General features: G+C 56.4%; 15 protein-coding genes and 1 other RNA gene. 11 read left to right on the top strand and 5 right to left on the bottom strand.

The genetic code is table 11. The annotated features are described in order from the left end of the window. Positions 1–1,233: a serine/threonine transporter SstT gene (gene sstT / locus AABB92_RS16660; protein ID WP_031377208.1), complete on the top strand. Its 1,233-nt coding sequence runs from the start codon at positions 1–3 to the stop codon at positions 1,231–1,233. 283 nt (positions 1,234–1,516) lie between these two features. Here sstT and AABB92_RS16655 read toward each other — a convergent pair whose 3' ends face one another. The 3 genes from AABB92_RS16655 to uxaC are packed head-to-tail and all read right to left on the bottom strand — an operon-like array spanning position 1,517 to position 5,878. Then, the gene (locus AABB92_RS16655; protein ID WP_031377209.1) at positions 1,517–3,007 is read right to left on the bottom strand and encodes a UxaA family hydrolase; all 1,491 of its coding nucleotides are present in this window, start codon (positions 3,005–3,007) and stop codon (positions 1,517–1,519) included. Between the two features lie 4 nt (positions 3,008–3,011). Beyond that, entirely contained in the window at positions 3,012–4,460 is a 1,449-nt protein-coding gene (locus tag AABB92_RS16650; RefSeq protein ID WP_046289264.1) for a tagaturonate reductase, read from the bottom strand. Between the two features lie 2 nt (positions 4,461–4,462). Then, positions 4,463–5,878, bottom strand: a complete 1,416-nt coding sequence (gene uxaC, locus AABB92_RS16645; RefSeq protein WP_031377210.1) for a glucuronate isomerase — start codon at positions 5,876–5,878, stop codon at positions 4,463–4,465. Between the two features lie 397 nt (positions 5,879–6,275). Between uxaC and AABB92_RS16640 the strand changes: the two genes are divergently transcribed. The 10 genes from AABB92_RS16640 (at position 6,276) to AABB92_RS16595 (ending at position 13,045) form a co-directional block, all read left to right on the top strand. After that, positions 6,276–7,580 (top strand): MFS transporter, encoded by a 1,305-nt coding sequence (locus AABB92_RS16640; RefSeq protein ID WP_031377211.1) that lies wholly within the window; start codon positions 6,276–6,278, stop codon positions 7,578–7,580. 85 nt (positions 7,581–7,665) lie between these two features. Further along, on the top strand, positions 7,666–8,442 hold the full coding sequence (gene exuR, locus AABB92_RS16635) for a transcriptional regulator ExuR (RefSeq protein ID WP_031377212.1): 777 nt from the start codon (positions 7,666–7,668) through the stop codon (positions 8,440–8,442). 321 nt (positions 8,443–8,763) lie between these two features. Beyond that, the gene (locus AABB92_RS16630; RefSeq protein WP_031377213.1) at positions 8,764–9,438 is read left to right on the top strand and encodes a DedA family protein; all 675 of its coding nucleotides are present in this window, start codon (positions 8,764–8,766) and stop codon (positions 9,436–9,438) included. Further along, the gene (gene mzrA, locus AABB92_RS16625) at positions 9,438–9,785 is read left to right on the top strand and encodes an EnvZ/OmpR regulon moderator MzrA (protein WP_031377214.1); all 348 of its coding nucleotides are present in this window, start codon (positions 9,438–9,440) and stop codon (positions 9,783–9,785) included. The genes AABB92_RS16630 and mzrA overlap by 1 nt, the downstream gene beginning before the upstream one ends. Before the next feature lie 196 nt (positions 9,786–9,981). Continuing rightward, complete coding sequence (locus AABB92_RS16620) at positions 9,982–10,356, top strand: DUF1090 domain-containing protein (RefSeq protein ID WP_031377215.1); 375 nt, start codon at positions 9,982–9,984, stop codon at positions 10,354–10,356. Positions 10,357–10,391: 35 nt separating this feature from the next. Then, the gene (locus tag AABB92_RS16615) at positions 10,392–10,697 is read left to right on the top strand and encodes an ElaB/YgaM/YqjD family protein (protein ID WP_031377216.1); all 306 of its coding nucleotides are present in this window, start codon (positions 10,392–10,394) and stop codon (positions 10,695–10,697) included. Between the two features lie 2 nt (positions 10,698–10,699). Further along, a complete protein-coding gene (locus AABB92_RS16610; protein ID WP_031377217.1) occupies positions 10,700–11,095 on the top strand; it encodes a phage holin family protein in 396 nt (131 codons plus the stop codon). Next, positions 11,095–11,379: a YqjK-like family protein gene (locus tag AABB92_RS16605; RefSeq protein WP_031377218.1), complete on the top strand. Its 285-nt coding sequence runs from the start codon at positions 11,095–11,097 to the stop codon at positions 11,377–11,379. Before AABB92_RS16610 ends, AABB92_RS16605 begins: the two co-directional genes overlap by 1 nt. Before the next feature lie 202 nt (positions 11,380–11,581). Next, positions 11,582–11,995: a DoxX family protein gene (locus AABB92_RS16600; RefSeq protein WP_031377219.1), complete on the top strand. Its 414-nt coding sequence runs from the start codon at positions 11,582–11,584 to the stop codon at positions 11,993–11,995. Positions 11,996–12,070: 75 nt separating this feature from the next. Then, positions 12,071–13,045 (top strand): glutathione S-transferase family protein, encoded by a 975-nt coding sequence (locus tag AABB92_RS16595; protein ID WP_046289265.1) that lies wholly within the window; start codon positions 12,071–12,073, stop codon positions 13,043–13,045. Between the two features lie 454 nt (positions 13,046–13,499). Here AABB92_RS16595 and rnpB read toward each other — a convergent pair. Both rnpB and rsmI read right to left on the bottom strand, forming a co-directional pair. Further along, positions 13,500–13,878, bottom strand: an RNA gene (rnpB, locus tag AABB92_RS16590) — RNase P RNA component class A. A gap of 33 nt (positions 13,879–13,911) precedes the next feature. Beyond that, entirely contained in the window at positions 13,912–14,775 is an 864-nt protein-coding gene (gene rsmI / locus AABB92_RS16585; protein WP_031377220.1) for a 16S rRNA (cytidine(1402)-2'-O)-methyltransferase, read from the bottom strand. Positions 14,776–14,795 lie beyond the last annotated feature (20 nt).

Below are 14,795 nucleotides of genomic sequence, written 5' to 3'. Positions count from 1 at the left end.
ATGCAGAAAACTCTCTCCTCACGTCTGGGCGCGCTGTTCGCAGGCAGCCTGGTGAAGCAAATCATGATTGGGCTGGTTGCCGGTGTGGCGCTGGCCTGGATTTCTCGCGATGCGGCGCTGGCCGTTGGACTGCTGGGCGAACTGTTTGTCAGTGCGCTGAAAGCGGTGGCACCGCTGCTGGTACTGATGCTGGTGATCGCCTCAATCGCTAATCACCAGCAGGGCCAGAAAAGCAATATCCGGCCGATTATCATGCTCTATCTGCTGAGTACCTTTTTCGCCGCCGTGGTGGCCGTGGTGTTCAGCCATCTGGTGCCGCAGACGCTGACGCTGGCGGTAGGCAGCACCGAAATCACGCCACCGTCCGGCATCACCGAAGTGTTGCGTGGTCTGCTGATGAGCATGGTGGCGAACCCGATCACCGCGCTGATGCAGGCCAACTATATCGGTATTCTGGTCTGGGCGATTGGTCTCGGACTGGCGTTTCGTCACAGCAGTGACTCTACCCGCAACTTACTGAATGATGCCTCTCACGCGGTGACCTGGCTGGTGCGATGCGTTATCCGCTGTGCGCCGATCGGTATTTTTGGTCTGGTGGCATCGATTCTTGCCTCTACCGGCTTTGGCGCACTGTGGCAATACGCCCATCTGCTGACGCTGTTAATCGGCTGCATGTTGCTGATGGCGCTGGTGGTTAACCCGCTGCTGGTGTTCTCTAAAATTCGCCGTAACCCCTATCCGCTGGTGTTTACCTGCCTGCGCGAAAGCGGCGTCACCGCCTTCTTCACCCGCAGTTCAGCCGCCAATATTCCGGTGAATATGGCGCTGGCGAAACGTCTGGGACTGGATGAGGATACCTATTCGGTTTCCATTCCGCTGGGGGCGACCATCAGTATGGCGGGCGCATCAATCACCATTACGGTCTTGACGCTGGCGGCGGTGCATACGCTGGGGATCAACATTGACGTCCCGTCCGCGATTCTGCTCAGCCTGGTCGCCTCACTGTGTGCCTGTGGCGCGTCCGGCGTGGCGGGCGGTTCGCTGCTGCTGATCCCGGTGGCCTGTAATATGTTTGGCATCCCCAACGATCTGGCGATGCAGGTAGTCGCGGTCGGCTTCATTATCGGCGTGCTGCAGGACTCGGCGGAAACCGCACTCAACTCCTCGACCGACATCCTGTTTACTGCCGCGGTCTGTCAGGCCGAAGCCGAACGCGAAACCAGCCGGGCTTAATCTTTCTGATAGCTCAAAGAACGGGTGGCGGAGTCCGAAGAGCAAAGCGTCCCGCCGCCCGGATAAAAACACCGGGCGCGTTTTTGAACAACGCAAAGCGCTAGCCCGGCCAGGGCGCACCTCAGGGATGAGGTACGCAATCGCACGGGCCGAACGTGTCATGAATGACGGCCTTTGCGACTTTCCGATCGGACCGTGTTCCCTTCGCAGGATCAGTCTCACCGCCACTGAGCCGGACTTTAGCAACGATCTCAAGCAACCCGCACTTTAGCAGATCGCTTTTTTACAGCGTCACCCCGCTTTTAAAGATCGCCAGCTCGCGGAAGTCATTCTTTTCGTTGTTGGTCGGTTTGCCATTGGCAATCGCCACAATGGTATCCACAAAATCTTCCAGCATTTGATCCATGCTCATGCCATCAATCAGCCGTCCGGCATCAAAATCGATCCAGTGTGGTTTTTTCTCGGCCAGCGGCGTGTTGGTCGCCAGCTTCACCGTCGGGACAAAACCGCCATACGGCGTGCCGCGTCCGGTACTGAACAGCACCATGTGACAGCCGGCACCCGCCAGCGCACTGGTTGCCACCGCATCGTTGCCCGGCGCACTCAGCAGGTTGAGGCCTGGCGTTTTTAACCGTTCGCCATACTTCAGCACATCAACCACCTGGCTTTGTCCGGCTTTCTGGGTGCAGCCGAGCGACTTCTCTTCCAGCGTCGTGATGCCGCCCGCTTTATTCCCCGGCGATGGATTCTCGTAGATCGGCTGATGATGATCGATGAAGTACTGCTTGAAGTCGTTAATCATCGCCACCGTTTTGCCGAAAATCGCTTCGTCACGGCAGCGGCTCATCAGAATGCGTTCGGCACCAAACATCTCCGGCACCTCGGTCAGCACGGTGGTGCCGCCATTGGCGATCATCTGGTCCGAGAAGCGTCCCAGCAGCGGATTGGCGGTAATACCTGAAAACCCATCCGACCCGCCGCACTCGAGACCAAATTTCAGCTCGCTGAGCTTGCCAGGCTGACGCTGGTCATGCCGCATTTTTTCATACAGCGCATGCAGACGTTCCACACCGGCTTCCACTTCATCGTCGTGCTGCTGACAGACCATAAACTCCACCCGGTCGCTTTCAAACGCGCCGAGAGTGTCACGGAATGCATCAACCTGATTATTTTCACAGCCCAGACCAATCACCAGCACCGCACCCGCATTCGGATGACGCACCATATTTTGCAGCATGGTGCGGGTGTTTTCGTGATCCTGGCCAAGCTGAGAGCAGCCAAAGGTATGGCTGAACAGGAAGACGCCATCAACATCTTCCGCCTGCTGCGTCTCCTTCAGGAAACGTTGCAGGATCTGCCGTGCGATGCCGTTAACGCAGCCTACGGTCGGCAGGATCCATAATTCATTGCGGATACCGACCTCACCGTTAGGGCGACGGTAGATCTGCACCTCACGATCGCCCGGCTGTGGCGGGATGGCCACGAAGTCCGGCTGATACTGATAGTGATCCAGATCGCTGAGGTTGGTGCGGGCGTTCTGTGAATGGATCAGCTCTCCGGCAGCAATCGGCTGAGTGGCGTGGGCGATCGGCAGACCATATTTGATCACCAGCTCGCCTTCAGCGATGGGCTGCAGGGCAAACTTATGCCCGCGCCCGATAGCCTGTTGCAGCGCCACCGAATGCGCCAGTAGCTCTGTGGTGACGCCGGCGTCTAAGTCACGCAACGCCACGGCGACGTTGTCGCGGGAATGTATTTTAATTGCGTCTTGCATAGCGTTATCTCAGTTGACTCAGCGCCTCACGCATTCCGTGGGCGATGATGTTTTGCAGGTGTCGGGTCACCACAGCCACCAGATCGGGCCGTTGGGTTAAATCTTCGCCCCAGTGCTGCGCATCACTCAGGATGCTGCGCACCAGTTGCTCTGGCGAAATCTGATCGGCCTGCAGCGCCGTCCAGCCTTCGGCGTAGCGCTGTAACCAGTGTGCATCATCCTGCAACGGCCAGCTTTTATCCGCCGATTCGCCGCGATAAAAAGCGATCAGCGCTGCCAGTGCAAAAGTGATGCGGGTCGGCCACTCGCCGCTCTGCTGCTGTGCAGCCAGCATCGGCGTCAGCAGACGGGTGCGGAATTTGGTCATGCCGTTCAGCGCAATCGACAACAGCGCATGGCGAATAAACGGATTGCGGAAGCGACGCTGTACCGCGTCGGCAAAGGCGTGCAGTTCGTTCGCGGGCAGATCGAGCGTCGGGATCACTTCGTCGCGCAGCAACGCATCCACGAAGCCGGCAATCGCCGGATCGTCCATCGCCTCGCCCACGCTCTCCAGTCCGGCGAGAAAGGCCACCGGCACCATCGCGGTGTGCGCGCCGTTGAGGATCGCCACCTTCTGCGCTTTATACGGCGCAATGTCATCGACGTGCCGCACCTGGGGTGCCAGCGCGTCCAGTTTCAGCTCGCTAAACAGCGCCGACGGTCCCTGAATCACAAACTGATAGTAGACTTCGCCCGCCACCAGATAGCGATCCTGATAGCCCAGCGCCGCCTCAACCTGCGCGCTTTCAGCCGGGAAGCCGGTGACGATGCGATCCACCAGCGTGTTATAGAAGGCGCAATGCTGGTTAATCCAGCGGTTAAATTCGGCGGGCAGCTGCCAGTGCTCAGCGTAGCGCAGCACCCTATCGCGCAGCGTATCGCCGTTGTGGTCAATCAGTTCGCACGGCACCACCAGCCAGCCTTTATCACTGGCGCCTTCGAAGTGGCAATAGCGCGCCCACAGCAGCTGGGTCAGTTTACCGGGGAAGCTGTTGGCAGGCTGGTCGGTGAGCCGATCGCTGCTGTCAAAAACGATACCTGCCTCGGTGGTATTCGAAAACACCATGCGCAAATCGGGATTGTGCGCCAGCGCCATAAAATCGCCGAACTGCTGATAAGGCTGGATCTCGCGGTTCAGGCTGCGAATCAGCCGGGTTTCGCTCACCGACTCGCCCTGATCGTTCAGGCCACGAATCAGCGTAGTGTAAAGCCCGTCCTGCTGATTCAGGCTGTCACTGACCTCACGGTTACGCGGCCGCACCACCACGATCCCGGCATCGGTGCCCTGGTGCTGGTTAAGCCAGTCAATCTGCCAGTCGATAAACGCCCGCAGAAAGTTTCCTTCACCAAACTGGATCACCCGATCGCGATAAACCGCACCCGGGAAGTCGTGCCGATTGAGCCTTTTCATTATCAAGCTCCCAGCTCAATGCCGAAATAATCACGGGCATTGTTGAAACAGATGTTTTGCACCATCTCGCCTAACAGCGCTTCATCCGCTGGCGCTTCGCCCTGCTCCACCCAGCGACCGATCATCTGGCACAGCAGACGGCGGAAATATTCGTGGCGGGTGTAAGAGAGGAAGCTGCGGCTGTCGGTCAGCATCCCGACGAAGCGACTCAGCAAACCAATCTGCGCCAGCTGGGTCATCTGCCGCTGCATGCCATCAAGCTGATCGTTGAACCACCAGGCGGAACCAAATTGCATCTTGCCGGCCTGACCTTCACCCTGGAAGTTACCGGCCATGGTCGCCAGCACTTCGTTATCGCGCGGATTAAGGCAGTAGAGAATGGTTTTTGGCAGCGCATTATTGAGATTCTGCGCGCCCAGCAGCCGGGCCAGCGGTTCAGCCAGCGGCTGATCGTTAATCGAGTCGAAGCCCACATCCGGCCCTAACAGCTGATACTGACGCGGGTTGGTGTTGCGTAACGCGCCAATGTGATACTGCTGCACCCAGCCGCGACGGGCATATTCACTGCCCAGCCACACCAGCACCGCGGTTTTGAACTGGGCGGTCTCCTGCGGATTGGGTGCCGTGCCGCTGCGGCGGCGCGCCAGAATCCCATCCAGCGTAGCGTCATCCGCTTCGGCATAACAGACCACGTCCAGCGCGTGATCGGAGACTTTACAGCCGTGCGCCGCAAAGTGATCCAGCCGCTGATAGAGCGCGCTGCGCAGATCGTCAAAACGCTGCACGCTGATGTCGGTCAGCTGCTCCAGCGTCTCAATCCACGGCAGGAAGGTTTCCGCTTCAATATTGAATGCTTTGTCCGGCCGCCAGCTCGGCAGCACTTTGACAGTAAAGCTGCTGTCCTGCGCCAGTGCGTGATGATGACGCAGATCGTCCAGCGGATCGTCGGTGGTGCCGACCATTTTCACCTTCATCTGCTGCATGATGCCGCGCGTGGTAAAGCTGTCCTGCGCCAGCAGTTCGTTGCAGCGATGCCAGATGCTATCCGCGGTTTTTTCCGACAGCAGCGTATCGGTAATCCCGAAAGGCCGGCGTAATTCCAGATGAGTCCAGTGATAGAGCGGGTTGCCGATGGTATGCGGCACGGTACGCGCCCAGGCATCAAACTTTTCACGATCGCTGGCGTCGCCGGTACAGAACGCCTCCGGTACGCCGTTGGCGCGCATCGCCCGCCACTTGTAGTGATCGCCTTTCAGCCAGATATCATAAAGGTTAGCGAAGCGATAATTTTCGGCAATCTGCTGCGGCGGCAAATGGCAGTGATAGTCGAAAATCGGCTGATCCTTCGCATAGTCGTGATAGAGACGACGGGCGAACTCGTTATCCAGCAAAAAATCCTCGGTCATAAAACGCGACATAGAAACTTCCTCATCAACTGAACCGCTAATGGCTCAAAGTTATCATACCAATTTCAGCGCGCTGCGGATTTATTTGCGATCCTGCTCACATAAACGACGTTGTCTGCCGGCGGTTATGGACACTTTTGTCGCCTGTAGCGTGCTAAATGGCTGTCATTTCGCAGGTTTCCAGTATCCCACAGCGCAGAAAGGGTTTTTGTGATGGCTCTCAACTTTTAAAGTTGTATAACAAGTTAGGCTCTCGCTCCATCGTGAGGGTGTTTTGACTCACAAACGGCAAGGTCAGTAACGGTCGCTCAGACAGGACCTGCGGGCGTGAGCAGAGCTGCATCACGAGCTGTCCCGCTCCAGATAACAACAGCGGCATGACCGCATACAGAACTGGAAGAGGTAGAGGATGCGTAAAATCAAAGGGTTACGCTGGTACATGATTGGACTGGTGACTCTCGGCACGGTGTTAGGGTATCTGACCCGCAACACCATCGCGGTGGCGGCCCCCACCTTACAAACTGAACTGCATATCACCACGCAGCAGTACTCCTACATCGTCGCAGCCTATTCAGCCTGTTATACGCTGATGCAGCCTGTGGCGGGCTATGTGCTCGATCTGCTGGGCACCAAAGTCGGTTATGCAGTGTTTGCTGTGTTGTGGGCTATCTTCTGCGCCGCCACTGCGATGGCCGGTAGCTGGGGCGGTTTTGCGCTGGCTCGCGGTGCGGTGGGTGCGGCAGAAGCGGCGATGATCCCGGCGGGTCTGAAAGCCAGTAGCGAATGGTTCCCGGCCAAAGAACGCTCGGTGGCGGTCGGCTATTTCAACGTCGGCTCGTCAATCGGGGCGATGCTGGCACCGCCGCTGGTGGTGTGGGCGATTATGGCCCACAGCTGGCAGATGGCGTTTATCATTACCGGCGTGCTGAGCATGGCGTGGGCCCTGTGCTGGCTGGTGTTTTACAAACACCCGAAACAGCAGACTAAACTCAGTGATGAAGAGCGCGACTACATCATTTCCGGTCAGGAAGCGCAGCATCAGACCGGTAACACCCGCAAAATGTCGGCGCTGGAAATTATCCGCAATCGTCAGTTCTGGGGCATTGCGCTGCCGCGTTTTCTGGCTGAACCGGCCTGGGGGACCTTCAACGCCTGGATCCCGCTGTTCATGTTTAAGGTTTACGGCTTCAATCTGAAAGAGATTGCGCTGTTTGCCTGGATGCCGATGCTGTTCGCCGACTTTGGCTGTATTATTGGCGGATATCTGCCGCCGCTGTTTCAGCGCTGGTTTGGCGTCAATCTGATCGTCTCACGTAAACTGGTGGTCACCATGGGTGCGGTGCTGATGATTGCGCCGGGTACTATCGGCCTGTTTACCAGCCCGTACGTGGCCATCGCCCTGCTGTGCGTCGGTGGTTTTGCTCATCAGGCACTTTCTGGCGCCCTGATCACCCTCTCCTCTGACGTCTTCGGCCGCAATGAAGTGGCGACCGCTAACGGCTTAACCGGCATGGCAGCCTGGACAGCCAGCACCATGTTTGCGCTGGTGGTGGGCGCACTGGCCGATACGCTGGGCTTCAGTCCGCTGTTTGCCGCGCTGGCGGTATTCGACCTGCTGGGTGCCGTAGTGATCTGGACGGTATTGAAAAACAAACCGATTTCAGAGCTTACGCCAACCGTAACCGCACCGCAGGCCGCAGTGGCTCGCAGTTAGTCTTCCGGGCTGGCGTAAGCCAGCCCATTTCCTCGCACGACGCAAAGTGGTATAACAACTCTCTGTTTGCTACCTGGACTGTGCTATGGACCTCACTGAATCCCGTCGACTCTATCAACAGCTGGCCAGCGAGCTGAAACGCCGCATTGAAGCCGGAATCTACCCGATCGGCGAGAAACTGCCGGCCGAGCGCCTGATTGCTGAAGAGATGGAAGTGAGTCGCACCGTGGTCCGTGAAGCGATCATCATGCTGGAAGTCGAAGGCTATGTTGAGGTACGCAAAGGCTCGGGTATCCACGTGATGGCCAGCCAGCAGCAGAACCGCATTGCACCGACCAGCAGTCAGCTGGAGTTCGCCACTTTTGGCCCGTTCGAGTTATTACAGGCACGTCAGCTGATCGAAAGTAACGTGGCCGAGTTCGCCGCCACGCAGGTGACCCGCCAGGATATTATCGACCTGATGGCGATTCAGGAAAAAGCCCGACAGGAAGATCATTTCCGTGATTCCGAATGGGATATGCAGTTCCACGTTCGTATTGCCCAGTCCACCCAGAACAGCGCGTTAGCCGCCATCGTTGAAAAAATGTGGCTGCATCGCCTGCACAATCCTTACTGGCTCAAACTCCATGAGCACATCGACCAGCGCAGCATCCTCAGCTGGTGCGATGACCACGATCAGATCCTTAAAGCCCTGATGCGCAAAGATCCGGCCGCCAGTAAACTGGCGATGTGGCAACATCTGGAAAATACTAAACAGATGCTGTTCAATGCCACGGCGGATGATTTCGAATTTAACGTGGATCGTTACATGTTCGGGGAAAATCCGGTCATCCTGCCAGACGGGTCAAATAACGCCCGCTAACGGGTTTGAAAAGCGCTCAGCATGGTCAGTTAATCTGCAATAGTGTCAGGTCATGTAAAGCTCCTTTTTACACACCGTTTCACAAGGTAAAACTCCTGTTCACCGATCAGTTTTCCTGTTTCGGATGGGTGATTTTTGTTACAGTTATCGCCCTTTTCTTACCCTTTGCGACAGGGGTTTATAAAGTCGCTGATTTAACGATCAATTCTGGAAGGATCCGGAAAATCCTGCCCAGGCTGCGCGCCTAAAATTTACAACTAACTGCCAGTCTGTGCTCAAGTCCCGTGGGACATGTTTAACAATGATGTTCAGGAAAGATTGATGGATATTTTGCAAGCGTTGCTGCATGCCTTGTGGCAACAGGACTACGAAACGCTTTCCGACCCCACGCTGGTATGGGCCATTTACGGCGTGCTGTTTATGATTTTGTTTCTGGAAAATGGCCTGCTCCCCGCCGCCTTTTTGCCCGGCGACAGTCTGCTGATTCTGGTCGGCGTGCTGATTGCTAAAGGCACCATGAGTTTTCCACTTACCATTCTGGTCCTGACGACCGGCGCCAGCCTCGGTTGCTGGGTGAGTTATATTCAGGGGCGCTGGCTCGGCAATACGCCCACGGTGCAAAAATGGTTATCACACCTGCCGGCGCAATATCATCTGCGCGCCCACAGCCTGTTTCACCGGCACGGTTTATCGGCGCTGCTGATTGGCCGCTTTATCGCCTTTGTCCGCACTCTGCTGCCAACCATTGCCGGATTGTCCGGCCTGAGCAATGCCCGCTTTCAGTTCTTTAACTGGGTCAGCGCCTTCCTTTGGGTAGTCATTTTAACCGTGCTGGGCTTTGCACTGGGCAAAACGCCGATTTTCCGCCGTTATGAGGACGAACTGATGTTCTTCCTGATGATGCTGCCGCTGGCGCTGCTGGTGTTTGGCCTGGTGGGATCGCTGGTGGTGTTGTGGCGTAAACGACAGGCGGATCAAAACGGGAAAGCTGAGTAATGAAATTGCTACAGGCTATTCCTAAACGGTGGTTACCGTGGCTGATTGCTGGCGTTTTTGTGCTGATTGCCATTGGCATTGCACCGACGCTGATGCGCCATGAAACGGTGGTGCAGATTCGCGTATCGCACGCGGGTGCTACCCTGCCCGACGGCTTCTACCTTTATCAACAGCTGAGCGCCCAGGGGATTCGCATTAAGAGCATTACCCCGGCCGGCGACGCGCTGATCATTCATTTCGACAGTGAAGAACAGAGTCTGGCGGCGCAAAAAGTTCTGCGCCGTCTGCTGCCTCAGGGCTTTATTGTGGCGCAACACGACCAGTCTCAACGCCTGTCGCTGGCGTAATCTCCTTTTCCTCGCTGTTAACACTTCAGACCGTGGCGCAGGCTGGCACGGTCTGAAGTGAACTCTATCTCCCGGTGTTCTTTGAACTTTTTACCGCTGATGTCTATGCTTAACCGAGAGTTGATTCTCAGCACGTGGCGCAAGCGGATTCGCGGCGTGGTGACGGGTCAGGTAACAACGGAAGGTACAAAGCCTGATGAAATATCAAGTATTACTGGGAATCGCGCTGTTTTCACTGTCAGGATCGTTGCTGGCGGCTGAATCGCTGTGTCAGCAGAAAGAGCAGGATATTCAGCGTGAGATTGAGATGGCGCAGAAGCATAACAATCAGCGTCGCGTCAACGGTCTGGAGCGTGCACTGACCGAGGTGCGTGCCGGCTGTACTGACAAGAAGCTTGAGGCTGCGCATCTGGAAAGAATTAACGCTCAGAAGCAAAAAGTTGCTGAGCGCGAACACGAACTCAGGGAAGAGCGTGATGAGGGCCACGACAAGGAGAAGATTGCTAAACGAGAACAAAAACTGGATGACGCGCGCCGGGAGCTGAAGAAGTTACAGGCGGAGCCCTATTAATCGGAATTAATCTACTGATGTTAAAGGAGTATTTTATGTCTAAAGACACATCATCGGAACATTTGCGTGCTGAACTGAAAAACCTTGCTGACACCCTGGAAGAGGTGCTGAGCAGCAGCACTGAGAAATCCAAAGGCGAGCTGGATAAGCTGCGTAACAAAGCGCGTGTGGCGCTGGACAGCTCACGTGAGCGCTTAGGCGAGTCAAGCGAACGCATCGCTGCCACCACCCGCGAAGCCGCGCAGAAAGCAGAAGGCTACGTGCGTGAAAATCCATGGCATGGTGTCGGTATCGGTGCTGCGATTGGCGTCGCACTGGGCATCCTCATTTCGCGTCGTTAATTATGGCAGATTCACAGCATAACCACGGCCCGGCTAAAGGGGTCATTAACATTGGTCAGCGTATCGTTACCACGCTGGTTGGTATGGTTGAGACGCGCGTTCGTCTGGCAGTGGTGGAACTGGAAGAAGAGAAAGCTAACCTGATACAGCTGCTGTTGATGGTTGGCCTGACGATGCTGTTCACCGCTTTTGGCCTGATGAGTCTGATGGTATTGATCATCTGGGCAGTGGATGCACAGTATCGCCTGATGGCCATCGGTATCACCACCGGGGCGCTGTTCCTGCTGGCGATTATCCTCGGACTCTGGACGCTACGTAAATCGCGTCAGTCCACGCTGTTGCGCCACACGCGCAAAGAGCTGGATACTGACCGCAGCTTACTTGAGGATCAGCGTTAATGAGCCGCCGCGAGCGTGAAGAACGCATCCATGAACTGCTTAAGCATGTGCAGCAGCAGCGGCTTGATCTCAGCGCTGCGCGCCGTGACTGGCTGGAAGGGACCGCCCATTACGACCGCGGCTGGTTTACTTTCCTCAGTTTACGTCGCTATCTGGCGATCGGCAGCAGCGCGCTGGCGATCTACTCGATTCGCAGTCCCAACATGCTGTTACGCTGGGCAAAACGCGGGTTTGGCGCCTGGAGCACCTGGCGCATGATCAAATCCGCCTTGCCGCCGCGTTAATCCTGCTTAAAGCCGGTCCTGAAAAGACCGGCTTCTCTTCTTCAGAATTTCTGAAAAACATCGACAGTTTATATCGCTTACAACCTTTCCGCGCCGCGACTATCATCTCCAGCTATCAACCCAATGAATGGCAGCACAGCTTTCAGCGGGAATAAACCCTGCGGGCAACGGTCCTGCAATATTTATAGCGCTGGAGTAAATGATGAAAAAATTCGAAGATACTGGTTTGTTACTGGCTCGCATCCTGATGCCAATCCTGTTCATTACCGCGGGCTGGGGCAAAATCACCGGTTATGCGGCGACCCAGCAATATATGGAAGCGATGGGCGTGCCTGGCATGATGCTGCCGCTGGTTATCCTGCTCGAATTCGGCGGCGGCCTGGCGATTCTGTTCGGTTTCCTGACCCGTTTTACCGCGCTGTTTACTGCCGGTTTCACCATCCTGACGGCGTTTCTGTTCCACAGTAACTTTGCCGAAGGCGTCAACCAGCTGATGTTCATGAAGAACCTGTCAATTGCCGGCGGCTTCCTGGTGTTAGGTCTGGTGGGTCCGGGCGCTTACAGCATCGACCGTCTGCTGAGCAAAAGAAAAACACAGACGGCGATTGCACGCTAAACTCAGATAAGCATCATCACAGACAGACTTAACAGGGCGAGGAAATAACCTCGCCCTGTTTGCATTGGAGGCAATATGGGACAGCTAATTGACGGTGTCTGGCATGACACCTGGTACGACACCAAATCGACCGGTGGACGCTTCAAGCGTTCAGCCTCTGCCTGGCGCAACTGGGTCACGGCCGATGGCAGCGCCGGCCCGGACGGCAAAGCGGGATTCACCGCCGAGCGTGACCGTTATCATCTCTACGTTTCGCTGGCCTGCCCATGGGCGCACCGCACCCTGCTGATGCGTCAGCTTAAAGGGCTGGATAGCATGATTGATGTGTCAGTGGTGCATCCGCTGATGCTGGAAAATGGCTGGACCTTCGATGATGAATTTGAGCAGGCAACCGGCGATAAGCTCTATCAAAATGAGTTTCTCTATCAGCTCTATCTGCACGCCGATCCACACTACAGCGGCCGCGTAACGGTGCCGGTATTGTGGGACAAGCAGCAGAACACCATCGTCAGCAATGAATCGGCCGATATCATCCGGATGTTCAACAGCGCGTTTGATGCGGTTGGGGCCCGAGCCGGTGACTATTACCCGCCTGCCCTGCGTGAAAAAATCGATGAGCTGAACGGCTGGATTTACGACACGGTGAATAACGGCGTCTACAAGGCGGGCTTCGCCACCTCCCAGTCGGCCTATGATGAAGCGGTCACCGCGCTGTTTCATTCGCTGTCACGGCTGGAGCAGATCCTCGGTCAGCATCGCTACCTGACTGGCGATCGGCTGACCGAAGCGGATCTGCGCCTGTGGACCACGCTGGTGCGTTTCGATCCGGTCTACGTGACCCATTTTAAATGCGATCGTCATCGCATCGGTGATTTCATTAATCTCAGTGGTTTCCTGCGCGATATTTACCAGATGCCCGGTATTGCAGAGACGGTTAACCTGCCGCATATCCGCCATCACTACTATTGCAGCCATAAGACCATCAACCCGAACGGCGTGATTTCGCTGGGACCGGCGTTTGACTGGGATGAGCCGCACGGCCGCGGTTAATTCCGTCTGGTATTTTCGGTACTCACATCTCAACGGGTGGGAACTGATGCCTCAGCGGCTAATAAGCAAAAACCCCGCCGAAGCGGGGTTTTTAGTAACAAGTCGAAGCTGACCGTTGAGCCGCCTTCTTTTATAAAAAGCGTCGTGGACAGTCATTCAGCACTGTCTGCACTTAGTCCGCAAAGCAAAAACCCCGCCGAAGCGGGGTTTTTAGAAGTAGTCGAAGCTGACCGTTAAGCCGCCTTCTTTTATAAAAAGCGTCGTGGACAGTCATTCATCACTGTCTGCACTTAGCCCGTAAAGCAAAAACCCCGCCGGAGCGGGGTTTTTAGAAGTAGTCGAAGCTGACCGTTGAGCCGCCTTCTTTTATAAAAAGCGTCGTGGACAGTCATTCAGCACTGTCTGCACTTAGCCCGCAAAGCAAAAACCCCGCCGGAGCGGGGTTTTTAGAAGTAGTCGAAGCTGACCGTTAAGCCGGGTTCTGTCGTGGACAGTCATTCATCTAGGCCAGCAATCACTCACTGGCTCAAGCAGCCTACCCGGGTTCAGTACGGGCCGTACCTTGTGAACCCCTATTTGGCCTTGCTCCGGGTGGAGTTTACCGTGCCACGAACTGTTGCCAGTCGCGCGGTGCGCTCTTACCGCACCCTTTCACCCTTACCTGATCCCATTACTGGGCCATCGGCGGTTTGCTCTCTGTTGCACTGGTCGTAGGCTTGCGCCTCCCAGGCGTTACCTGGCACCCTGCCCTATGGAGCCCGGACTTTCCTCCCCTCTGCCCGTCTCCCCACAAGTGAGGACGACGACAAAGCGGCGACTGTCTGGTCAGCTTCGGCGCGGGATGATAGGGCATTCGCCGCCATTTGTCACGCCTCTTGCTGCTCCAGCGCATATTTGTAGAGCGCATTTTTCTTCACGCCATGGATCTCAGCGGTCAGGGCAGCGGCTCGCTTAAGCGGTAACTCTTTCTGCAACAGCGCCAGCGTGCGCAGTGCGTCAGGCGGTAGCGCCTCTTCGTCGGCCTTGTGGCCTTCGACAATCAGCACCATCTCGCCTTTGCGACGATTTTCATCCTCTTTCACCCACGCCAGCAGCTCGGCGACCGGCGCACCGTAAATCGACTCCCAGGTTTTGGTCAGCTCGCGCGCCAGCACCACATACCGGTCCGCGCCCAGTTCGGTCACCATGTCCTGCAGACTGTCCAGCAGACGGTGGGTCGATTCGTAGAAGATCAGGGTACGTGGCTCCTGCACCAGCGCACGTAAGGTATCGCATCGGCCTTTGGTTTTGGCCGGCAGAAACCCTTCGTAACAGAAACGATCGGACGGCAATCCGGCAGCACTCAGGGCGGCGATAGCGGCACAGGCGCCTGGCAGCGGCACCACCCGAATCCCGGCTTCGCGACAGCGTCGCACCAGATGGTAGCCGGGATCGTTAATCAGCGGCGTGCCTGCATCGGAAACTAAGGCTATGCTTTGCCCCTCTTGCAGCTTCGTCAGCAGCAGCTCGGCCTTCTGTTGCTCGTTGTGGTCGTGAAGTGCGAAGAGTCGCGCAGTGATGGCGAAATGTTGTAGCAACAGCCCGGTATGACGTGTATCTTCCGCAGCGACCAGATCGACGCTCGAAAGCACCGTCAGCGCCCGCTGGGTGATATCACCCAAATTACCAATCGGGGTTGGAACGATGTAGAGCGTGCTGGCAGAAATCTCTGCCCGATCGAGTTGTTTCATTGTTTCATCCGAATTGCCGA

Source organism: Pantoea brenneri (assembly GCF_038594305.1).
GTDB lineage: Bacteria > Pseudomonadota > Gammaproteobacteria > Enterobacterales > Enterobacteriaceae > Pantoea > Pantoea brenneri.
Note: the sequence above shows the minus strand (reverse complement) of the source record. Positions and strands in the feature narration are given on the sequence as shown.